The 20,900-nt window shown below is 68.1% G+C and carries 21 protein-coding genes; 9 read left to right on the forward strand and 12 right to left on the reverse strand.

The features are described 5' to 3' along the window. Nucleotides 1-62: 62 nt before the first annotated feature. The 9 genes from Rai3103_RS06535 to Rai3103_RS06575 all read left to right on the forward strand — a co-directional run bounded on the left by Rai3103_RS06535 (nucleotide 63) and on the right by Rai3103_RS06575 (nucleotide 10,428). Nucleotides 63-806, forward strand: a complete 744-nt coding sequence (locus Rai3103_RS06535; RefSeq protein WP_194793303.1) for a 2-oxo acid dehydrogenase subunit E2 — start codon at nucleotides 63-65, stop codon at nucleotides 804-806. A 984-nt stretch (nucleotides 807-1,790) separates the two neighbouring features. After that, nucleotides 1,791-2,210 carry a hypothetical protein gene (locus tag Rai3103_RS06540; RefSeq protein WP_153571906.1) on the forward strand — a complete coding sequence of 140 codons (420 nt, stop codon included), beginning with the start codon at nucleotides 1,791-1,793 and terminating at the stop codon, nucleotides 2,208-2,210. Nucleotides 2,211-2,495: 285 nt separating this feature from the next. Beyond that, the gene (locus Rai3103_RS06545) at nucleotides 2,496-5,234 is read left to right on the forward strand and encodes an FtsK/SpoIIIE domain-containing protein (RefSeq protein ID WP_194793304.1); all 2,739 of its coding nucleotides are present in this window, start codon (nucleotides 2,496-2,498) and stop codon (nucleotides 5,232-5,234) included. Continuing rightward, entirely contained in the window at nucleotides 5,227-5,763 is a 537-nt protein-coding gene (locus Rai3103_RS06550) for a hypothetical protein (protein WP_153571908.1), read from the forward strand. The genes Rai3103_RS06545 and Rai3103_RS06550 overlap by 8 nt, the downstream gene beginning before the upstream one ends. Nucleotides 5,764-5,776: 13 nt before the next feature. After that, complete coding sequence (locus tag Rai3103_RS06555; protein WP_153571909.1) at nucleotides 5,777-6,241, forward strand: hypothetical protein; 465 nt, start codon at nucleotides 5,777-5,779, stop codon at nucleotides 6,239-6,241. 11 nt (nucleotides 6,242-6,252) lie between these two features. Then, nucleotides 6,253-7,989, forward strand: a complete 1,737-nt coding sequence (locus Rai3103_RS06560) for a hypothetical protein (RefSeq protein WP_153571910.1) — start codon at nucleotides 6,253-6,255, stop codon at nucleotides 7,987-7,989. 1 nt (nucleotide 7,990) lies between these two features. Then, nucleotides 7,991-8,254 carry a hypothetical protein gene (locus Rai3103_RS06565; RefSeq protein ID WP_153571911.1) on the forward strand — a complete coding sequence of 88 codons (264 nt, stop codon included), beginning with the start codon at nucleotides 7,991-7,993 and terminating at the stop codon, nucleotides 8,252-8,254. Continuing rightward, complete coding sequence (locus tag Rai3103_RS06570; RefSeq protein WP_153571912.1) at nucleotides 8,251-8,850, forward strand: hypothetical protein; 600 nt, start codon at nucleotides 8,251-8,253, stop codon at nucleotides 8,848-8,850. Before Rai3103_RS06565 ends, Rai3103_RS06570 begins: the two co-directional genes overlap by 4 nt. Nucleotides 8,851-8,880: 30 nt before the next feature. Next, complete coding sequence (locus Rai3103_RS06575; protein ID WP_153571913.1) at nucleotides 8,881-10,428, forward strand: AAA family ATPase; 1,548 nt, start codon at nucleotides 8,881-8,883, stop codon at nucleotides 10,426-10,428. 76 nt (nucleotides 10,429-10,504) lie between these two features. Here Rai3103_RS06575 and Rai3103_RS06580 read toward each other — a convergent pair whose 3' ends face one another. The 12 genes from Rai3103_RS06580 to Rai3103_RS06635 form a co-directional block, all read right to left on the reverse strand. Beyond that, nucleotides 10,505-11,182, reverse strand: a complete 678-nt coding sequence (locus Rai3103_RS06580) for a hypothetical protein (RefSeq protein WP_153571914.1) — start codon at nucleotides 11,180-11,182, stop codon at nucleotides 10,505-10,507. Between the two features lies 1 nt (nucleotide 11,183). Beyond that, the gene (locus Rai3103_RS06585) at nucleotides 11,184-11,483 is read right to left on the reverse strand and encodes a hypothetical protein (protein WP_153571915.1); all 300 of its coding nucleotides are present in this window, start codon (nucleotides 11,481-11,483) and stop codon (nucleotides 11,184-11,186) included. Then, nucleotides 11,483-11,743 (reverse strand): hypothetical protein, encoded by a 261-nt coding sequence (locus Rai3103_RS06590; protein WP_153571916.1) that lies wholly within the window; start codon nucleotides 11,741-11,743, stop codon nucleotides 11,483-11,485. The genes Rai3103_RS06585 and Rai3103_RS06590 overlap by 1 nt, the downstream gene beginning before the upstream one ends. Nucleotides 11,744-11,851: 108 nt before the next feature. After that, complete coding sequence (locus tag Rai3103_RS06595) at nucleotides 11,852-12,412, reverse strand: NifU family protein (RefSeq protein WP_153571917.1); 561 nt, start codon at nucleotides 12,410-12,412, stop codon at nucleotides 11,852-11,854. Beyond that, complete coding sequence (gene feoB / locus Rai3103_RS06600) at nucleotides 12,409-14,355, reverse strand: ferrous iron transporter B (protein ID WP_153571918.1); 1,947 nt, start codon at nucleotides 14,353-14,355, stop codon at nucleotides 12,409-12,411. Before feoB ends, Rai3103_RS06595 begins: the two co-directional genes overlap by 4 nt. Next, complete coding sequence (locus tag Rai3103_RS06605) at nucleotides 14,352-14,747, reverse strand: FeoA family protein (protein ID WP_153571919.1); 396 nt, start codon at nucleotides 14,745-14,747, stop codon at nucleotides 14,352-14,354. The genes feoB and Rai3103_RS06605 overlap by 4 nt, the downstream gene beginning before the upstream one ends. A gap of 220 nt (nucleotides 14,748-14,967) precedes the next feature. Next, a complete protein-coding gene (locus tag Rai3103_RS06610; RefSeq protein ID WP_153571920.1) occupies nucleotides 14,968-15,978 on the reverse strand; it encodes a sulfate/molybdate ABC transporter ATP-binding protein in 1,011 nt (336 codons plus the stop codon). Further along, on the reverse strand, nucleotides 15,975-16,781 hold the full coding sequence (locus tag Rai3103_RS06615) for a sulfate ABC transporter permease (RefSeq protein ID WP_153571921.1): 807 nt from the start codon (nucleotides 16,779-16,781) through the stop codon (nucleotides 15,975-15,977). Before Rai3103_RS06615 ends, Rai3103_RS06610 begins: the two co-directional genes overlap by 4 nt. Continuing rightward, nucleotides 16,778-17,608, reverse strand: a complete 831-nt coding sequence (cysT, locus tag Rai3103_RS06620; RefSeq protein ID WP_153571922.1) for a sulfate ABC transporter permease subunit CysT — start codon at nucleotides 17,606-17,608, stop codon at nucleotides 16,778-16,780. The genes Rai3103_RS06615 and cysT overlap by 4 nt, the downstream gene beginning before the upstream one ends. Before the next feature lie 4 nt (nucleotides 17,609-17,612). Continuing rightward, complete coding sequence (locus Rai3103_RS06625; protein ID WP_228489232.1) at nucleotides 17,613-18,719, reverse strand: sulfate ABC transporter substrate-binding protein; 1,107 nt, start codon at nucleotides 18,717-18,719, stop codon at nucleotides 17,613-17,615. Nucleotides 18,720-18,868: 149 nt separating this feature from the next. Next, entirely contained in the window at nucleotides 18,869-19,546 is a 678-nt protein-coding gene (locus Rai3103_RS06630; RefSeq protein ID WP_153571923.1) for a CE1759 family FMN reductase, read from the reverse strand. Further along, entirely contained in the window at nucleotides 19,543-20,730 is a 1,188-nt protein-coding gene (locus Rai3103_RS06635; RefSeq protein WP_153571924.1) for an LLM class flavin-dependent oxidoreductase, read from the reverse strand. Before Rai3103_RS06635 ends, Rai3103_RS06630 begins: the two co-directional genes overlap by 4 nt. Between the last annotated feature and the right edge of the window lie 170 nt (nucleotides 20,731-20,900).

The raw sequence follows: 20,900 nt of genomic DNA on the forward strand, positions 1-20,900 counted from the left end.
AGGGGGCGCATCGGGCTGAGGGGTCACATCGTCCACATCGCGAGGGCTACCGCGTCGAGCGGATGAGCAAGGCCCGTCGGGCGCTGGCGATGGGGCAGAACGTGGCGGTCCGGCGACACCTGATGTACGCCCTGGTCGAAGCGGATCTCACCGAGCCGCGTCGGTTGCTGCGGGAGCATCGGGAGCGTACGGGGGAGCGGCTGTCCCAGACCGCGTATGTGGTGTCCTGTGTGGCGCGGGCGCTGGCCGAGTTCCCCGAACTCAACGCGTTCCGGCGCGGTCGATCACTGGTCTTCCTCGACGAGGTGATCATCGAGGTGCTACTCGAGCGCCGGATCGGCGACCAGCCCGCCGTCGGCTACCTTCCCGTCCGGCGCGCCGATACCAAGTCTTTCCGCGAGGTCCACGACGAGATCCGTGCCGGGCAGGCGGCCCGGCACGAGACGATCGCCGGGCAGCGGTGGCTGGAGATGGTGCCGCTGGCCCTGACTCCGCTGCTGATGTGGGGGATGCGGCGCAGCATCCGCTGGGGTCTCCGGATGGGCGTCGCCGGGGTCAACAACCTCGGGCTCGGCACCGGGACGGCCGGCTGGGGTTTCGCGCCCGGCGCGGGGACCCTCGCGGTGACCATCGGTGGGATCACCCGGCGTCCGATCTGGGTGGAGGGCCGGCTCGCGGATCGGGAGATCGCCGACATCACCCTCACCTTCGACCATGACGTCATCGACGGCGCCCCGGCGGCGCGGTTCGCACGGCGACTGGTCGAGCTGCTGGCCGAGGGTGCGTCGCTCCGGGACACGATCTGATCCGGCGCAGGGCGGCCGGCCGGTTGCCGCCCGACAGTTCACCGCCTTCTCGCCGTGGTGTTGACGGCTCCGCCTGCCGGCATTGACGTCCGTCCCGGGGGCGATGGACATCCAACCGTGCCTGGAGCAGATCACGCTTCCCTTGGTCGGATTACCGACGATCAGGCCGTGATCGACACCATGCCCGATAGACTCCGATCAATGTTGCGCCGGAAGCCCGGTATCCAGAGGAGTTGGATGGTCCGGTATCGGTTTGACCGGGATATGTGCAACGAGAGGCAGGCGATGCGGTGTTCTGACTGGGGGAAGATCACGGCACGCGTACATTGGTCCCGCAAATCCCCTGCTCGGCGTGGGCGATGTGACGCCGGTCGTGAACGACTCCTCGTGGCAAGGTCGCACGAATCTGTGCAGAGGAGTTCCTCGCGTCGGTCGTACGTCTCCCTTGACGCTAGAAGGAGAGAAGCAGTGGCCATTTGCAGCCTGTGCGGTCATGAGGCGAATGGGCCCTTTTGCAGGGCGTGTGGCGCCCCGGTCGGCTCGCCGCCGGACAATGTGACGGCGACTGCCTCGCCGCCTCTTCCAAGGGCCTCGTCCTCGCCGTCTGCGGTGCCGCGATCTTCGTCGGCCAATCTCTCGTCAGCGCGTCAGGACGGAACACCTCATGCAGGGGATGGCCCGATGAGCACCCCGGCTCGGGTGACGTCTTCACCCGCATCTCCTGTGACCACTGAACGTCGCGCCCCGAGTCCGAAGCGCATCCTCATCATCGGAGGTGGGCTGATCGCGCTGATCGTGGTGGTGGCGATCGCGGCGGACCTTCGCGGCTCCTCCCGGAGCTCTCGCTCAATCGCGTACCCGTCCGCTGAATCCGTGCCTGCCGCCACCTCTGCTGCCACCTGGGGCGCTACGAGGGCAGCAGCGTCAGCGTCGTCGGGGGCTGGGTGGTCGCCCTCGGCCGCGACCTCATCCGCCTCTTCCGACGTGGTGACTGAGCAGGAGGCTCGATCCTGGCTCGAGTCCGAGTCATCCACCTACCGCGTCACGACGGACGACCACTATGTCATCGCATTGTCCGCGAAGTACGTCGGTGCTACTGATCCACAACTGACTGCGGCCAATGGCACTCACACCTTCATGTTTCGCGACATCGTCGCCGAATTCCAGTCACTCCGCTCGCGTTTCGGCTCCGACGTCCACTTGGTCAAGTCGACATCCTTCGGCAAGCAGAACGCCAACGCGAACGTGCCGGCCGGAGAGTCCATCTATGTGACCGTCTATGATCCTGGCACCTTTCTGAGCAAGGAGGCGGGCCAGGCCTGGTGCGCTCGGAATTTTCCCGATCTCTCCGGGGCATCCCTCGACAACGTGTGTCTGCCGAGGGTGGCGTCCGTCCCACACTGAGCCGAAGGGCGCAGATGAGGCGATGAGCCTCTCGGCTATATGCTGACGCCGGAGTCTGATGACTCCTACTCACTCGGCTTTGGGGGGAAACACATGACCGAGGGGGATTCGGCGCGCCGCCGTATCCATATCGAGGGTGAGCCGCAATGGAATGGCGGTCGCCCGTCGGGGCGCTTTGTGCCGGGATCGACTTTTCGCCCGCAGACGCCGCCACAGCGGTCCGGGGCTGAGGATGTGCCATCGATTCTGGCCGAGGAGTCAGGGCGTCAGCTCGACCGTGCAGTCGTGGATGTTCGCCGTCGGGTTGCCACACTGAAGGGTCGCCTCGAGAGCGTCTCGGCGCTCATCCCTGCGCTGGCCGAGGCCACCAGTGCCGCCGACGAGCGCGAGCTCGCCCTGGCGCGGGCCCGCGCAGAGTCGCAGCGTGAGGCCCAGCTGGACTCGGTGATCCGACGATTCGAGGCCGACTCCCGGCGAGGCATGACGGGCGTCGTCGATCTGTCCCGTCGCCTGGCTCCGGGATGGGCATCAGCCATATGCGAGGGCTCCTGGAGCCCCCAGGAGGTCAGCATTCCCGCTGACTTCGTACGGGTCGGGGCCATCCCTCACGAGACCGTGGGTGGCGTGCCGCTCATCGTGCCGATGGTGAACCATCCGGGACTCGTGCTGTCCGGTGCGGCCTCCGCAACGGACAACCTGGCGCTGTCCCTCGCTGCCCGACTGTTCGCCCAGAGCCCTCTGAAGCATGTCGTCCTCGAGGTGTTCGACCCGAAGGTGCGGGGCACTCTGGGGACCTTGACCGGCTTGCGTGCGGGCCACCCCGGCGCTTTCCCTCCGCCGACCGTGGATGCCTCCTCGTTCGCCGGCCGCCTCGACGCAGTCATGCAGTCCGCAGTGCGCAATGTCGAGCTCTCCCGGCTCGCTGGTGTCTCGAGCCTTACCGACCTGTGGCGGCTTCGTGGAACCCCGGAAGGCACCCTCCACCTCGTGGTCATCCTCGACTACCCATACGCAGTCGACAGGGCCCTCCAGGAACGACTGCTCAGGATCGCGACCATCGGTGGTCCGTCCGGGACGAGTCTGCTCGTGGTCGTGGATCCGACCGCGGTCCCGGACCGTGAGGTGATCCCGGACGAACTCATCGGACGTCTGACCCTCGTCGAAGTGGGCGCCGACACGGTACGCGTCCCCGGCTACCCGTGCGACGGTGTCCCCGATCCGGCCCTGCGCCCCGACTTCGTCGAAGAACTGGTGCGGGGCGTCGGCGCCTCTGCGCGACTCGTGCAGGGCCCTACCATCCCGCTCGAGAGCCTGATGCCCGACGACGTCGAAGTGCCCTGGGCCCACTCTGCAGAACAGTCGCTCGACGTCGTCGTCGGGCGTACGGGGCGCGAGCCGCTGACCATCTCCTTGCGCACGGAGAATCCGCCCCATCCCAACATCCTCATCGGTGGCGCCGTCGGGCAGGGTAAGTCGAATCTGGTCCTGGACATCATCTACGGGCTCGCGGTGAGGTACTCCCCGCAGGAACTGGAGCTGTACCTGCTCGACTTCAAGCGGGGACTGGAATTCAAGCGCTTCGCTCCCGACCCGGATGGTCGCCACTGGCTCCCGCACGTCAGGGTTCTCAGCCTCGAATCGAACCAGGCCTTCGGCGTGGCGGTCCTCCGCTCCGTCGATGACGAGATGGAGCGGCGTTCGCAGCTCTTCAAGCAGGTAGGCGCCAATTCCCTGAACAGCTACCGCACCCTCACGTGTTCGCCTATGCCTCGGCTGTTGCTTGTCGTCGATGAGTTCCATGTGCTCTTCGAGGGAGAGGACCGCTACGTCGACCAGGCGGTGGAGCTGATGGACCGTCTGGCCAAGCAGGGCCGTGCCTACGGCATCCACCTCCTGCTGGCGTCCCAGACGACGTCGGGAGTCCGGGGGCTCGCCATCAAGGGGAACTCGATCTTCGCCCAGTTCCCGCTGCGACTCTCCCTCAAGAACACTGCTGCTGAGTCCCAGGCGATTCTCAGCGAGGGGAACACGGCTGCAGCTGATCTGAGCTATCGAGGTGAGGTCGTCCTCAATCGCAACTTCGGTAGCGATCCCGAGGGATCGAACGTTCGCGGCATGGCGGCGTACGCCGAACCGGACAGGATGGCCGCACTCCAGGCCCGCCTATGGGAACAAGGCCACGGTGAGATGCCGATGGTGTTCGTGGGACGCGAATATGCGGCCTGGGATTCTTCGCGCGACCACGTTCCTGAGGCGCACGGCCGGGGCCTGTCGATGATGTTGGGGCGCCCGGTCGCGGTGACGCGTGAGCCGGTTGTGCTGACGGTCGACCAGGATGCCGACCAGACGGTTGCCCTGGTGGGGTCGGACGTCCACGTCGCGGCGGCTGCGGTCAACTCGTTGGTCCGCTCCGCGATCCCGACCCTGGTGGAGCGTGGAGGGTCCGTGGTGATCCTCGATGGTCTCGAGGAAGGGGCGTGGCTGGATGCCCTGGCCGAGGATGTCCGGGGGGCCGGGGTGGGGATCACGCGCGTCCCACGGGCCGACATCGCCGGTCACCTCACCGGCACCCTCGGCCCTGCCGCGGAGACCGCGGGTCGAGGGGATGACCGTCCACCGCTGCTCGTGGTGGGCCTCGGGCTGCAGAGGGCACGGGGCATGGACCAGGCACCCTCGACGTCGGGCTTCGACATTGACTTCGGTTTCGACGGGGATGCGACGACAGGGCGCGGTGTGCTCAGGAGACTTGCTCGGGAGGGTGCACTCATGGGAGCACATCTGCTGGGCTGGTGGTCCAGCCTGCGGGCCCTGGAATCGGATCTGGGAATGGCCCACGACGGAGTCGCCCACTACGTGACCGTAGGGCTCGGGCTCGAAGAACTCCGCGCCGTGGCGGGGGCGATGACGCCGCCGATCGACGGCTCGCCTCGGGTCGGCTGGTTCGATCGCAACGGCGACTCCGGCCTGGTCACAGTGGTGCCCTTCCACCCCGATCAGTTCCGGATGGAGGACATCGATGGTTGAGGACCTCACTGCCTACACCCGAGCTATCGCCGGACTTCTTGGGCTTCCCGAGGCGCGTGATCGGGCGGTGGCGGACGCCCAGCGGGCGGGCCAGGAACGGATCGACCAGGCCTTGGCAACGCAGCGCCGTCACGCCGAGTCGACGAACAGAGCATCACGTCTCGTCGAGCAGGCACAGAGCAGCCTGCGTCGCCTCGAATTGCGGACGGGCGAGGTGGAAGCGTTGGCCGCGGAGGACGTGCCGCGCGACGTGGAGTCGCTTCCTCAGTATCTCGATGAGCTGATCCGGGACCTCGAAGCCTCGGAGAAGGCCCAGCAGTGGGTGGAGAACTTCCGTGCTCAGCAGGAGCTCGAGTCGGATCGGCTGGCCGCCCGGCAGAGCGACTTCCGTCCCGCCAACGCGCCACCGGTCCCGGTCGAGCCGACAGCCCTGGTGCGCCCATCGGTGCCGCCAAGGACTGCCTTGCTCCTCGCAGCGATCGCGGCCCTGGTGCTGGTCGCGATCACCGTCTTCCTTGTCTTGCAGTAGGAAAGGTCCCCACGTGGAATCACGCAGACACCTCGTTCCCCGCGAATCCTCTCGTCACGGGTCGTCCTTCGAAGTGCCGTCGCAGACGGTGGCTGCCCGGACGACGTCAGCGCACGTGATGAAGAACCGCGAGCAGCGCCGTTCGGCCGAGTTACTCGAGGCCATTGCCCAGATCGACACCATCACCGACCCGGTGACACAGGCCGAGTTGGCCGGCTGGATCCAAGAGCGGTACGAGGAACGCGGGGGCGGCACACTGATCGGTCTGTTCGGTCACTGCTACCTGGGGCACCCCTACGTCGACCACCGGATGGACGTCGCGGGCAACATCACCCAGCACTTCAAGATGGCGGACGCGGTTCCGGGACCGTTCGCCGCGGCCAGGCCGCTGGCTCGATCGTCGGCCTACCTGTTCATCGAGATCTATGACGACGGCCAGGTCGTACCCGTCCGTCCCGACGGTTCAAGCGCAATCTAGGAGCAAAAGTCATGTCATCAACTGTCCACGTGGATCTCTCCGGGGTGGAGCGGGCGCTCGATCGGATGTCCTCGCAGCTCTCCTCGCAGATCGACCAGGTCGACGCATCGGTCGGCGTGGTACGCAGTGACCTCCACCTGACCACGACCGAATTGCGTGAGCTTCGGGAAGAGTTCGAGGAGTACGTCAGGACGGCACAGCGTACGGCCTCGGTGCAGCAGTCCGAGACGCGCGTCGTCAACCTGAAGGCGGAACTCGACCGCCAGTTCGGCCACTACGGTGTCGTGCGCCGGACCTCCGTCGGACTCCTGCAGGCATTCGATGTCGGCAACGTTTCGAACGACGCCGTGAAGCAGGTATCCGAGGAGTTGATGGTCCAGACGCCCCGGTACTGGCTGGCACCGGTGATCGTTGCCCTCGCGGCCTGGTCGCGGGACAACAAGGAGGTGGCGGAGAAGTCGGTCCAGGAGGCCTACAACCGCGATCCCCGCAAGACGAGCCTGTTCTTCACGCTGGTCCTGCGTCGTCAGGGGCGGATGGATGGGGCCAACCGGTGGCTTAAGCACTACCTGGCCTCCCTCGATCCGAGTTCCCCAGGGCGCGAGTTCGCCGTCGTCCTCGAGGCGACCAGCTACAACGCCTTCGGACCCGCCGCGCAAGTCCTGCTGACCGAGCAACTGACCACCTGGAGGGCCGATCTGCGCCACAACCAGGAGACAGTGGAGGCACAGATCCGCACTTGGGCCGGGGAACTCGGGCGCCAGCGGGAGCAACTGACGGATGAGAGCTATCCGACACTCCGTAAGATCTCGCCGGAGTGGGACCGCCTCCAGTGGATGCTCGAGCAGTCGTCGGCGCTTCCGGTGACCATCGATACGTACCAGGCCATCGCCACGTCGGATGGCACGATCCCGACGGTGCTCGAGGGCATGCTCGACGACATCCTCGATGGACTCGTCACGGAGTACGACGCGGAGGAACTGCCGCTGCGCCGCGACGTCATCTACCACGAGTCGGTGATCGAGGAGCAGGGTGACCTCGACCGCGCCCGTGAGCGTACGGATCTGATGCTGAAGGCCACCGACGAGAGCATCGACATCGTGTCGCTCCAGACGATGGCAGCGATCACACCGGAGTTGGTCGGCGTGAGTACGCAGACACAACGCATCGCGATCGGCGTCGGGCAGAGCGACTTCCGGACCGCAGTGGGCCGGTACTGCGCCGTGTACCGCGGTCGGGCGGTCGCATCGCTGTCGCTCGTCCTGGACGGGCAGCACTCGAACTACGCCGCGACCTACGGATTCGGCGGCGTCACCCTGAGCACGGACACCCCTGAGGCCACGGGCATCATGACCATCCGCTCGGCGTGGGAATCTGCGTTGACCTCGTACATCGAGCGAGTCTCGTTCAAGAACTCCTGGTACACACGCCCAGTCCTGATCGCTGCGGCGATCGCGCTCGTCGTCGCTTTCATCAACCCTGTCGCGGGCCTGGTCGCCGCCCTTGTGGGAGGCGGCATCGTGTACTTCCTCGGGGAGAAGGCGAAGGAGAAATGCCGGGCCGCAGTGGCCGACGTCGAACGGATCCGTGAGACGGCCATCGGAGTGTCGGTCGACCTCTATCGGGACGCGACGGCGGAGTTCGTCGACGCGATGGAGACCTACTCCGCACTCGACAGTCAGGAGGGCGATCTGCTGAGGCTGATCGACACCTGGCCCACCGCAACCAACGAGATCCAGGAGTCCTGAAGTGTCCGATAACGCCCGACTCGAGCCCGCTGACGGCAATGTGCCCCTGCGGCGTCCCAGCACCCGGCTGCGGCAGTTCACCCCGAGGCCTGAGGCGGCCGAGGAGTCTGACTCGGTGGTCCTCCAGCGGAACGTGCTTCGACCGAACAATGCCTCGGCGACTGAGCACCAGACCGGTCGTCGTCATGTCGTGGCCGGCGACCTGCCCGACTGGGAACCGCTCCCGCCGGGGGAGTTGTTCCTGTCGCGCCCGTCCGGTCGATGACCTCCCCGACGTTCAGTGGACCCACGGCGTACGAGACGTGGGTCCACACGTTGCGGGCGTGGTCGAGCGACCCCACGATCTCGCTGTCCCACCTCCCACCCCTCCAGGACGACACCTACACACCCCAGACCTACGAGCGGCTGATGGTGTACATCACTGAGGCGTTGGAGGCAGTGTCGGCGCGCTGGGTGGACCAGTTGGGCCGCGCGCTGTCCACGTGGGGCTCGCCCTTCGATCTGGCGCATGAGCTGATCCAGCTCCGAGCCGGTCTGGCCCGCCGGGTGCAATTGTCCTCGCATCCATCATTGCCGCCAGGGATCCGGACGGTGCTCCTGGCGGACTCGCGTCGAACGGTCGAGCGTTACCAACGTGAGCTGGAGGAGGGCGTCCGCGAGGGGCTCTCCCGGGGCCGCTTGCCACGGGCCGACCAGGAGCACGTCCTGCGCGTCGTGGCCGAGAACTCTTTCGTTCGGGTCCTCGACATGGCGGTCAGCCAGGACGGCTCTCGTCAGACCGTCGCGCCGCTCCCGGTCGTGCAGAGCGATGGGCCTCCTGTTTCCCGATTCGGCCACCGCCGCCTGCCACCGTCCGTGTGAATCCCGTTTCTCCCTGAGAAGGAAGCATTCGTGCCCGACCTCATCGAAACCCAGCGCATCGTCCACAGCTACCTCAGCGCACGCGTGCCACTCGTGGTCATCAGGTCCATCGAGCCGACGCGTGTCATGGACATGCTGCGGGGGTGCGCCTCCGCCCTGCGATCAATGGCTTATTACGAGCACTCCAGGACCGAAGGACTGAAGGATCTGGTCTCGGGACAGACTGTCGTCGACGACACCTCCCTCGCCTCCGCGCTCGAGCACGCTCGCGTCACCTTCAAGGCGCGGAACAACGTCAACTTCGTGTTCTCCGACGTCGAGGACCTGGAGCAGGAGAGCTCCACTTCGCGACACCTTGCCGAGATGGTCCGGTTGGCAGAGTCGCGCAGCGGCTCGATCGTTCTCATCGTTGCGCGACCGGTCTGGAGTGGACTGGCTCGTCTCGGCATGAGCGTGCCTCTGGATCTTCCTTCCACCGACGAACTGGCCACAACGCTCGGAGGCATCCTCACCGATCATCAGGGAGTGGTGGAGGTGGAATGGGGGCACCGCGAACTGCGGCAGGCTGCCGAGATCCTCTCCGGCGTGACCGAGATGGAGGCGGTCAACGTCCTGATGACGATGTTGACCAAGCGCAAGCTGCTGAACTCCGACATTCCGCAGCTTTCCGAGTACAAGGACCGCATCTTCGGTGAGTTGACTGGTATCGAGCGAATCCAGCTCAGAGAGGACTACAGGGTCGGTGGGCTGAAGCAGCTCCAGCAGTGGCTTGTGGATCGCGAGACCCTGATGAAGGCGGACCTTTCCCAGACCTCACTGCACCCGCCCAAGGGAGTGCTGCTCGTCGGTGTGCCCGGTTGCGGCAAGTCCTTGTCTGCCAAGGCGATCGCGGCGCAGTGGGGACTGCCTCTCTACAGGCTGGACATGGCGGGGATCCTTGGAATGTACGTCGGACAGTCGGAATCTCAGCTCCGGGAGGCGCTGGACACCGCTGATCGGGTGGCCCCTTGCGTGTTGTGGGTCGATGAGATCGAGAAGGCTCTCGCCAACGGCGGTGGCGACTCCGGGACCTCCAAGCGCCTCATCGGGCAGTTCCTCTATTGGCTCCAGGAGTCCCGAGCCAAGGTCTTCATGGTTGCCACGTCCAACGACGTGACGACGTTGCCGCCGGAGCTGCTCCGCAAGGGACGCTTCGACGAGATGTTCTTCGTCGATCTGCCCGACCATCATGACCGGGAGGAGATCCTGCAGATGTACTTCGTCAAGTACCTGAAGACGGATCTCTCACCGGCGCTCGCGACCCAGCTCGTGGCTCAGTCGGAGGGCTTCTCGGGATCGGACATCGAGGCCGTGGTCCACGGTATCGCGTCCCGTATGTTCAGCCGTGGGACTGTCCAGCTCCCCTCGGATGAAGAGCTCAGCGACTGGTTCAGCGATGTGGTCCCCTACAGCCGAACCAACGCCGAAGACGTGGCGGCATTGCGCGCGTGGGCGCAGGGACGATGCATCCCGGCCGGTACAACCCCCTCGGTGGTGCCTGTCGGTGGCCAGCCGGTGCGGCGGGTGGTCATCTCATAGGCGGTGATTCGGTGTCTTCCTACCTCGTTGGTGTCTGCCCACCTCGTTGGGTACGACAACGAGAGCACTGGGCCGCTCAAACGACCTTCGCCGGCACGTGAGTGAGCCCCAGTCTGCGGGCGATGGCGATGCGATGCCTCCCATTGCCGGGATCAAGAGCGTCCATGCCCGGCTTCCTGTTCAGGATGATGCGGGAGTCACCGAAGAATCCGGAATACGTGTCGGCGTACGACCTCGTTCCCATCAGACCGAGGCGGGCATCCATGTCTCGAAAGTCGTCCTGAGTCATGCCTTTGGCGAGGCCGGGCTGGATGACACTGCGGAACGCCTGCCACGCCCATTCGAGGTCCTCCGGGCTGTAGCCCTTGACCCAGTCGAGCTGCTCATCGGGGGCGATGCCGGCCAGCGGAACCATGTCGATGTCGTCAGGGAACCCGTTCGGGTGGTAGCGGTCCAGCGAGACGTGTGCTGGAGAGGGACGGGCACCGGTCTGCGGTGAACCACCCACCAGCCGGGCGGCGAAGGCATCGGCCTCCTTGCTGAACTCGTCCAGCAGGTGACTCGCCTCGGCCAAGGCCTTCCCGGCCGCCTGCAAGGCGACAGCTGCTTGTCGGGCCGAGGGAACGCCCTGCGGGACCCCGGACGATGCACGTGTCGCCGAAAGGGAGGCCCGGGCGATCTGGCCACGGACCGGCCCCGACGCATCCCCGAGTTGCCGGACGGCTTGCGCCAGGCGCTCCAGGTCGGATGCCATGTCAGCCTCTCCTCTCCATCCTCCTGCGCTCCGCCTCGCTGGCGGCCACCGCCTCCTGCGAGGCCTTACGGGCCGCGGCTGCCGCTTGGTGGAGGTCCTGGACAGCTCCCGAAATCCTGCGCGCGGACTCCCTGGTGACGCTGATCATCTTCTTGTCGGCGCCGGTGGCAGTCGTGGCGAGGAGCCGGTCGGCATGGACCGCCAGCGCCGTAATCCCCGACTCGACGCGCTGGAGATGGCTCGCCAGTTCGGCGGCCTCGCGCGCCACTTGCTCGTACCGTGCCGGATCCGGTACGGGCATCAGAGCGATTGGCCGTACTGGGATGTCACTCGAGCAGCCTGCTGGAGGGCCTGGGCGGCTTCCTTGACCGCTTTGGACGCTTGCTGAAGGGCAGCCATGACCTCTTTGTCCTTGTTCTGTGCTGACCCCTGGAAGGCTTGCTGGACGCCCTGCGTCTGTTGATTGAACTGCTGGTCGAACTGGGCGAGGCCCGTCGCTGTCCGCTTCGAGGCCTCGGCGAGACCATTGAGAGTTTGCTTGAGCTGGGCCACTGTCGTCATGGCAGACGTCCTTCGCAGAGAGGTTTCAGCGGATCAACGGTATCGTCGCGAGGGTCCTCATCAGCGGCCTCCGCTGCCTCCAAGGAGGCCCGGCCTGTCGCCTACCGGCTAGCGCCGCCCCCACCGCAACAGCAACGGCTTCCCGTTCTCCTCCAGCACCACCTCGGCGCCGGGGCAGAGGGCGTCCACGGCCTTCCCGAAGCGCAGCCCGAGCGTCACCCCACGAGCCGGGCAGGACGAGCACGAGCCGTCCAGAGCGATGGTGGCGACACTGCCCTCGACGCGCATCAGCCGGGCGCGGCCGCCGTGGGAGCGTACGTACTCGCCGACTTCCCCGGCGATGACCTCCTCGACCGCCGACGCCAGCACCGATCCGGGCTGCGCGGGAGCCACCCACCCCGAGGGCTCCGCGAGGGCCTCGGCCAGAGCCTTCCGCACCGGGGCGCCGAGCGTACGCCAGTCACCGTCGGTGCTGAGGAGGACCGCCGTCGGTTCGACGACGATCGAGGTGAGCGTGCCTCCATCGCGCAGCGCCTGCAGCGCGGCCGGCACCGCCTTCGGCGCTCCGACGAACGGGAGCGTTCCCGCGGGAACGACCCACCGGATGGTGTGCGGGTCCGCGGTCGCCTCGGGGTGCAGGGCGACGACCGCGGCGCCGGAGGCGCTCATACGAACACCCCGACCACGACCCGGGTCAGGAACGCGAAGCCCCAGGCCAGCGCGAACATGTACGCCCACGCGATCAGCGGCCACTTCCAGGTCCCGGTCTCCCGGCGCATCACCGCCATTGTCGACAGGCACTGCAGGGCGAACATGAAGAACACCATCAGCGACGCCACCACCGGCGGGGTGAAGAGCGGCTCGCCGGCCCGGGGGCCGTGGTCGACGGTCATCGAGGCGAGAGCGTCACCCGGGTTCGCCGGGTCCGACGCCGCCGCGACCTGCCCCAGCGTCGAGACGAACGTCTCGCGGGCCGTCAACGACGAGATGACGCCGATGTTGATCCGCCAGTCGAACCCGAGGGGCTCGAAGACCGGTTCGATCGCCTTGCCGACCGCCGCGGCCGCCGAGTGGTCGAGCGTGTACGTCGCCACGGCTCCGCTGTCGGCAGGGTCGATCCCGGCGTCGTGCAGGCGGGCGGCTGAGGGCATCGGAAAGCTCAGCAGCAGCCACATCACCACGGTCGCACCGAGGATGATCGTCGTCATCTTCTTCAGGAACGCGGCGCACGCGTCCCAGACCGCGTGGAAGACCGTCGAGAGCCGCGGCAGCCGATACGGCGGCATCTCCATGTAGAACGGCAGTTGTCCCTGCCGGCGCCCGGTCACTCGGCTGAAGAACCAAGCGGTCCCCATCGAGGCGAACGCGCCGCCGAGATACAGCGCGAACATCACCGCGCCCTGTGCCCCGACCGGCCCGAAGCGTACGTCGGCCGGCACCAGCAGGCTGATCAGCATCACGTACACCGGCAGCCGGGCCGAACACGTCATCAGCGGCGCGGCGAGCATCGTCGCCAGCCGGTCCTTGGCGCTCGGCAGCGAGCGGGTCGCCATGATGCCGGGGATCGCGCAGGCCAGCGACGACAGCAGCGCCACGAACGCGCGCCCCTCCAGGCCGGCCTTCGCCATCACCCGATCCATCAGGAACGCCGCCCGGGACATGTACCCGGTCCCCTCGAGCAGCGAGATCAGCACGAACAGCAGCGCGATCTGCGGCAGGAAGACGATCACCGCACCGACGCCACCGATCAGGCCCTGGCTGAGGAAGCCGGCCAGCCAGCCGATCGGCACGTACGTCTGCGCAAGCCCGGCCAGCCAGTCGAAGAACGACTGGACGAGGTCCTGCACCGGGGCGGCGACAGTGAAGATCACCTGGAAGAACAGGAACATCGTCACGAAGAAGACGATCGTCCCCCACACCGGATGCAGCAGGACGCCGTCGATCCGTTGCGTACGGGCGTCGATCGCCGGCACCCGGTAGCCGGCCGACTCCAGCACGGAGGCCACCCAGCCGCTGACCTCGTCCGGGTCGGTCGGCGGGGGGATCACCGGGCGGGCCCAGTGGTGGGCGTGGTTGAGGTGTTCGCGCAACTCCGCGACGGCCCGCGGGTCGCCGGCGGCGATGCCGCGCACGGGGACGCCGAGCGCACGTTCCAGGGCGACGAGGTCGAGGCGCCCGTGTCGGCGGGCGAGTTCGTCGGTGAAGGTGACGATCACCGTGGTCGGCAGGCCGACGGTGAGCACCTGCGCGATCAGGCCGAGGGAGCGCCGCAGCGTGGTCGCGTCGACGGTGGCCAGCACCGCGTCCGGCGTGGTCGGGGAGACGCGTTCCGGGTCGAGGACGTCGTCGACGACCTGCTCGTCGGGGCTGATCGGGTCAAGGCTGTAGGCGCCGGGGAGGTCCTCGACGACGACCTGTCCGGCCGGGGTCTGGACGACGCCCTCATAGCGCGCGACCGTCACGCCGGGGTAGTTACCGGTCTTGGCGTGCAGGCCGCTGAGGGCGTTGAAGAGGGTGGACTTGCCGGAGTTGGGGCTGCCGACCAGCGCGATCCGCGGGGTGCCTTCGGCGACCGCGACCGCGCCACCACCGCCGTGGTGCTCGTGGCTCATGCCGCGAAGGAGCGTACGGCGGACGTCCCGGCGGCGACGAGGGGCGCGGTGTCGTCGAGGACGGTGCCAGCGAGGGCGGTGTCCACGAGACACGTGTCGACCAGGATCGTCCGGGCCTGTGAGGGCCGCAGGGCGATCTCGTAGTCGGCGACACGGTAGACGGCCGGACCGCCGAAGGGAGCCCGGCGGATCTTCTCCACGCGTGCCCCGGGGGCGAAGCCCAGATCGAACAGCCGGCGCGCGCACGCGGCGTCGGCGCCGTCGCAGACCCGTACGATGATCGCCGGTTCACCCTCGTGGAGCTCGGCCATCCCCCGCGGGGCATGGTCGGTGTCGGTGTCGAGGGGGCGGTCGACCTGGCGTTGGGACAGGGCGGCGGTGATCTGGGACATGCGGTTACCTCGGAAAGAGTGCGGGGGCTCGGCACCGTTGCCGACGACGGTAAGGCTAGCCTTACCTTGTTCTCTAGAGGAACCCCGCGCCCCTGTTTGTGGGACATTTCACACGGCTCCCCGCGCGCGGGGGAAGGGGCGCGTACCGCCCCTCGGTCTACCGCCGGGTCCCGTCCGGTAGTTCCTCCGGGTCGGCGGATGCGGGCCGGCCCGGCGAGGATCAGATCACGTAGTCGTCGAAGGAGGCCGTCGACGGGTCGCGATCGGCCGTCGCCAGCACGTGGTCCCCGACGGACAGGCCCAGGACGTTGGCGTCGGCGCGGGTCAGGGCCACGGTGAACCCCTCGCCCGTGCCGATGGACGCCAGTTCGATCCGGGTCTCGAAGCCGAGGTGGGTGACCCGCTCGACGATCGCGCGTTCGGTCACCGCGTCGGCCGACCAGTCCGTGTGGGCCAGCGCGACGCCCTCGTCGATCCGGCGCAGGTGGATGTGCTGCGGGCGGACCAGCGCGTTGCCGAGCCGCGACACCGAGCCGAGGAAGCCCATCACGAAGGCGTTCGCCGGGTGGTCGTAGAGGTCGGTCGGTTCGCCGACCTGCTCGAGGCGGCCCTGGTTGAGCACGGCGATGTGGTCGGCGACGTCGAGGGCCTCCTCCTGGTCGTGGGTGACCAGGATCGTCGTCACGTGCACCTCGTCGTGGAGCCGGCGCAGCCACTCGCGCAGCTCGGCGCGGACCTTCGCGTCGAGGGCGCCGAACGGCTCGTCGAGCAGCATCACCTGCGGCTGGATCGCGAGCGCCCGGGCCAGCGCCATCCGCTGCCGCTGCCCGCCCGAGAGCTGGGCGGGGTAGCGGTCCTGCAGGCCGCCGAGCCCGACCAGGTCGAGCAGTTCGTCGACCCGGGAGCGGATCACCGACTTCGACTCCTTGCGGATCTTCAGCCCGAAGCCGACGTTGTCCCGTACGGTCATGTGCCGGAACGCGGCGTAGTGCTGGAAGACGAAGCCGATCCCGCGCCGCTGCGGCGGCACGTCGGTGACGTCGAGGCCTTCGATCTCGATTGTGCCGGAGTCGAGGAGTTCCAGGCCGGCGATCGCCCGCAGCAGGGTCGACTTGCCGGAGCCGGACGGACCCAGCAGGGCCGTCAGCGACCCGGCGGGTACGTCGAGGCTCACCCCGTCGAGGGCGCGGAAGTCGCCGAAGTCCTTGACGGCGTTGGTGACGGTGATCATCGTTGCTTCTTCCACTTGTCCAGCACGGTGGTCGCGACGAGCGTCAGGAGCCCCAGCCCCATCAGGACGGTCGCGGCGGCGTACGCCCCGTAGAGGTTGTGGTCCTCGACGTAGCGGGCGTGCACCAGCAGGGTCAGCGTCTGCGAGACGCCGGGGAGGTTGGAGGAGACCAGCAGCACGGCGCCGTACTCTCCCAGCGCTCGGGAGATCGTCAGCACGGTGCCGTACGTCAGGCCCCAGCGGATGCCGGGCAGGGTGATCCGCCAGAAGATCTGTGGCCGGGTGGCGCCCAGGGTGGCGGCGGCCTGCTCCTGGTCGCGGCCGATCTCGCGGACGACCGGTTCGACCTCGCGCACGACGAAGGGCATCGTGACGAAGGCGGTGGCCAGCACCATCCCCGGCAGCGCGTAGACGACCCGGATGCCGTGGTGCGGCAGCCAACCGAACCAGCCGTTCACGCCCCACAGGGCGATCATCGCCACACCGGCGACGACCGGGGAGACGGCGAACGGCAGGTCGACGACGGTCTGCAGCAGTGCCTTGCCGGGGAACCGGCCCCGGGCCAGCGCGAGTGCGGTGATGACGCCGAAGACGACGTTGAGCGGGATGACGATGGCGATGACGAGCACAGTGAGGTTGAGGGCCGAGATGGCCGCGGGGGTGGTCACCCAGGACCACCAAGTCGCCAGGCCGGCCCCGAAGGTCCGGACCAGGATCATCCCCACCGGGACGGCGACGAGCACGCCCAGGTAGGCGATGGCCAGGATCCGCAGGCTCCATCGCAGGGTGCGGGTCTGCCTCACGACGCTTCCTCCCTCTGCTGCATCCGGCTCGACAGCCCGCGCAGGGTGGTGAGCACGACGAACGAGACCAGCAGCAGGACGACCGAGACGGCCGCCGCGGAGGCCGGGTCACCGACCTCGATCAGCTGCTGGATGTACTGGGAGGCGATCTGCGTACGTCCGGGCAGGTTGCCGCCGATCAGCACCACGGAGCCGAATTCGCCGATCGCCCGGGCGAATGACAGCCCGGTGCCGCTGGCCACGGCGGGCAGCAGGACCGGCCAGACGATCCGGCGGAAGATGGTCCAGCCCGGGGCGCCGAGGGAGGCGGCGGCCTGTTCGGCGTCGGCGTCGAGTTCGCGCATCACCGGCTGGACGGCGCGGACGACGAACGGCAGCGTGACGAACGCCAGGGCCATCAGCACCCCCGCGCGGGTGCCGGCGAGGTGGACCCCGACCGGGCTCTCCGGGCCGTAGAGCGACAGCAGCACGATGCTTGCGACGATCGTCGGCAGCGCGAAGGGCAGGTCGATCAGGGCGTCGACGATCTGCTTGCCACGGAAGTCGTCGCGGACCAGCACCCAGGCGATGACGGTGCCGGCGACCGCGTTCAGCAGGGCGACGCCCGCGGCCAGGGCCAGGGTGAGGCCCAGGGTGACCAGGGCGCTCGGTCGGGTGACGGCCGCCCAGAAGCCGGCCGGCCCGCCGGTGAGGCTGGTGGCGACGAGGGCGGCGATGGGCAGCGCGACGAGGACGCTGACCCAGAGGACGACGACGCCCAGCGCGGAACCGCTCACCCCGCCGAGGGCGAACCTGCCCCCGGGGGCCTTGAGGGTGGTCAGACTCATCGCGTCACCTTGTCGCTCGGCTGTAGATCTGGCTGATGGCACCGGTGTCCTTGGCGAACAACTGCGCGGTCACGCTCGACCAGCCCCCGAGGTCCTTCACCGTCCAGAGCTTGGCCGGGGTGGGGAACTGCGCGGCGTGCGCGGCGGCGACGGTGGGGTCGACCGGCCGGTAGCCGGCTGTCGCCAGGGCCTCCTGGCCGGCGGGGGTGGCGACGAAGTCGACGAACCGTTGCGCCGCGTCCCTGTTCGGCGAGGCGGAGACGGCCGCGACGGGGCACTCGATCCGGATGGTCTGCGGGGGAACGACGTACTCGACGTCGTCGCCCTTGCGGATCGCGGCGATCGCCTCGTTCTCGTAGCTGAGCAGCACGTCGCCGTGGCCCTGCCGGAAGGTCTCGGTGGCGTCCGATCCGGACGAGGGCCGGGTGGTCACGTGGTCCTCAACGAGGGAACGTACGTAGTCCAGGCCGGCCTGCTTGTCCTTGCCGCCGTTGCTCTCGGCGGCGTAGGGGGCGAGCAGGTTCCACTGGGCCGAGCCGGAGCTCAGCGGGTTGGGCGTGACGACGTCGACGCCGGGCCGGAGCAGGTCGTTCCAGTCGTGGATGTTCTTGGGGTTGCCCTTGCGGACCACCATGACGACGACGGAGTTGACCGGGGTGCCGGCGGTCGGCCCGGCGTTCCAGCTGCTGTCGACCAGGCCGGCTTTCACCACCCGGGTGACATCGGGGGTGATGGAGAAGCTCACCACGTCGGCCGGGGCGCCGGCGACGACCTTGCGGGACTGGTCACCCGAGGCGCCGTACGAGCTGAGGACGGTGACCTTCGAGCCTTCCGGCGTCGTGGCGTACGCCGCCCCGAGCGCCTCGAAGGCGGGCTTGGCCACCGAGAAGGCGTAGAGGTTGAGCACCTGCCCGCCGGCAGGGGCGGGAGCGGCGCCCGGCGTGTCGCTCGAACCGCCCGCGCAGCCGGCCAGCGTGACCACCAGGAGGAGGGACATCGCCAGGGACATCGCCAGGGCTACGAGCCGTCCCGGCCGTCGCCGGTCGCCGACGCCTCGCCCGGCCCACGGGCCATGGCGGAGCCGGCTGGCTCGGTGCTGCGAGTCGGGCATGCGACCTCCGGGGTGTCCCACTCCTATAAGTGCAGGTTAAATGACCTCTAACCGACCATGATTATAGGAATCTGATGCCGCCCCAAAGCAAACGGGCCCGCGATGTGGCCCGTTCGCCATGGTGTAGTGGCCGCGGGTGGCCCGGCGCGTCAGTCGCTGTGATTGCCGTCGTGACCAGCCAGCAGGCGGGTGAAGGGCGTGATGGAGGTCACATCGAACCCGTCACCGCGCTGGGCCCGGGTCGTGCGACCGGTCGGCACGAATCCCTCCACGGCGTCGCTCGTGGTCACCATCAGGGCGGCGAGTTCGCCGGCGGCCCGTACGATCCGGCGGTTGAGCTGCTCCCCACCGGCCCCCGCGCCGAAGTCCTCGGTGGCGGCGAACACGCCGGTCGGGACGACGGTCATCCGGAAGTAGGTGAACAGCGGGCGGATCGCGTGGTCCAGCACCAGGGAGTGCCGCGGCGTGCCGGCGGTCGCGCCGATCAGCATCGGGATGCCGTCGAGGTCGTCGGGGCCGAACACGTCCCAGAATATCTTGAACAGCCCCGCGTAGCTCGCGGAGAAGACCGGTGTCACCGCGATGACGCCGTCGGCGTGGCGGACGATGTCCTGGGCGCGGGTGACCTCGGGGACGGGCAGGCCCGCGGCGGTGGTCATCGTGGCCAGGGCGGCGGCGAGTTCGCGGACCTCGATGACGTCGACGTGGACGTCCTCACCGCGCGCGCCGACCTGGCTGTGGACGGCCTCGGTGAGCCGGTCGGCGAGCAGTCGGGTCGACGACGGGGTGCCGACCCCGGAACTGACGACGGCGAGACGGCGGGTCATGCGAGCTCCTCAGAGGTGGTGGTCTCGGACCGCTCGGTGGCTGCGTCCGCGTCCGCGGCCTCGCGGTCCTCCGGCAGGGTGGCGGGCTGCACCAGGCGGTGCTTGCTGCCCGGGCCCTGGGCGACGAGGGAGGCGTGGGTCGGCGGGTCGGAGGGGACGTGGGCCGGCCGGCGGGCGTCGAACTCGCGGCGCAGCACCGGGACGACCTCCTCGGCGAGCAGGTCCATCTGCTCCAGCACGACCTTCAGCGACAGACCGGCGTGGTCCATCAGGAACAACTGGCGCTGGTAGTCCCCGACGACGTCGGCGTACGACAGGTACTTCTCGATCACCTGCTCGGGGGTGCCGACGGTCAGCGGGGTCATCGCCGTGTACTCCTCGAGCGAGGGACCGTGCCCGTAGACCGGGGCGTTGTCGAAGTAGGGACGGAACTCCCGCACGGCGTCCTGCGAGTTGCGTCGCATGAACACCTGGCCGCCCAGCCCGACGAAGGCCTGGTCGGCGCGCCCGTGGCCGTAGTGCTCGAACCGCTGCCGGTAGAAGTCGACCATCTGGGCGACGTGGCCCTTGTCCCAGAAGATGTTGTTGTGGAAGAAGCCGTCACCGTAGAAGGCGGCCTGCTCGGCGATCTCGGGGGAGCGGATCGACCCGTGCCAGACGAACGGCGGGACGTCGTCCAGCGGCATCGGGGTCGAGGTGTAACCGCGCAGGGGCGTACGGAACTCGCCCTTCCAGTCGACCACGCGCTCGCGCCACAGGCGGCGGAGCAGGTGATAGTTCTCGATCGCCAGCGGGATGCCCTGGCGGATGTCCTTGCCGAACCACGGGTAGACCGGGCCGGTGTTGCCGCGGCCCATCATCAGGTCGACGCGGCCGCCGGCGAGGTGCTGGAGCATGGCGTAGTCCTCGGCGATCTTCACCGGGTCATTGGTGGTGATCAGCGTCGTCGAGGTGGAGAGGATGATGTTCTTCGTACGACCCGCGAGGTAGCCCAGCATCGTGGTGGGGCTCGAGGGGACGAACGGCGGATTGTGGTGCTCCCCGGTCGCGAAGACCTCGAGGCCGAGCTGTTCGGCGTGCTCGGCGATGGTCATCATCGACAGGATGCGTTCGTGCTCGGTGGGCTTCCGTCCGGTGGTCGGATCGGGGGTGACATCGCCGATGGTGAAGACGCCGAACTGCATGACAGGCCCTTTCGGTTGAACTGTCAACTAGTTTAGGACGCCCGGAGGTGGGACCCAAGTCCGTGCCGCTGTGCGCGCCGCTGTGTGCGGATCCGCACGCTGACCCACGCCGTGGGGAGTGCGTTGTCGAATTCGTATTTCACCCCCTCGTGACACCCCTCGGCGGCCAC

The sequence above is a fragment of the Raineyella fluvialis genome, assembly GCF_009646095.1.
Classification (GTDB): domain Bacteria; phylum Actinomycetota; class Actinomycetes; order Propionibacteriales; family Propionibacteriaceae; genus Raineyella; species Raineyella fluvialis.

Coding starts and splice junctions, on each gene's coding strand:
- Rai3103_RS06535 (WP_194793303.1), top strand. CDS start 63: ATGAGCAAGGCCCGTCGGGCGCTGGCGATGGGGCAGAACGTGGCGGTC.
- Rai3103_RS06550 (WP_153571908.1), top strand. CDS start 5,227: ATGGTTGAGGACCTCACTGCCTACACCCGAGCTATCGCCGGACTTCTT.
- Rai3103_RS06560 (WP_153571910.1), top strand. CDS start 6,253: ATGTCATCAACTGTCCACGTGGATCTCTCCGGGGTGGAGCGGGCGCTC.
- Rai3103_RS06570 (WP_153571912.1), top strand. CDS start 8,251: ATGACCTCCCCGACGTTCAGTGGACCCACGGCGTACGAGACGTGGGTC.
- Rai3103_RS06580 (WP_153571914.1), bottom strand. CDS start 11,182: ATGGCATCCGACCTGGAGCGCCTGGCGCAAGCCGTCCGGCAACTCGGG.
- Rai3103_RS06585 (WP_153571915.1), bottom strand. CDS start 11,483: ATGCCCGTACCGGATCCGGCACGGTACGAGCAAGTGGCGCGCGAGGCC.
- Rai3103_RS06590 (WP_153571916.1), bottom strand. CDS start 11,743: ATGACGACAGTGGCCCAGCTCAAGCAAACTCTCAATGGTCTCGCCGAG.
- Rai3103_RS06595 (WP_153571917.1), bottom strand. CDS start 12,412: ATGAGCGCCTCCGGCGCCGCGGTCGTCGCCCTGCACCCCGAGGCGACC.
- feoB (WP_153571918.1), bottom strand. CDS start 14,355: ATGAGCCACGAGCACCACGGCGGTGGTGGCGCGGTCGCGGTCGCCGAA.
- Rai3103_RS06605 (WP_153571919.1), bottom strand. CDS start 14,747: ATGTCCCAGATCACCGCCGCCCTGTCCCAACGCCAGGTCGACCGCCCC.
- Rai3103_RS06610 (WP_153571920.1), bottom strand. CDS start 15,978: ATGATCACCGTCACCAACGCCGTCAAGGACTTCGGCGACTTCCGCGCC.
- cysT (WP_153571922.1), bottom strand. CDS start 17,608: ATGAGTCTGACCACCCTCAAGGCCCCCGGGGGCAGGTTCGCCCTCGGC.
- Rai3103_RS06625 (WP_228489232.1), bottom strand. CDS start 18,719: ATGCCCGACTCGCAGCACCGAGCCAGCCGGCTCCGCCATGGCCCGTGG.
- Rai3103_RS06630 (WP_153571923.1), bottom strand. CDS start 19,546: ATGACCCGCCGTCTCGCCGTCGTCAGTTCCGGGGTCGGCACCCCGTCG.
- Rai3103_RS06635 (WP_153571924.1), bottom strand. CDS start 20,730: ATGCAGTTCGGCGTCTTCACCATCGGCGATGTCACCCCCGATCCGACC.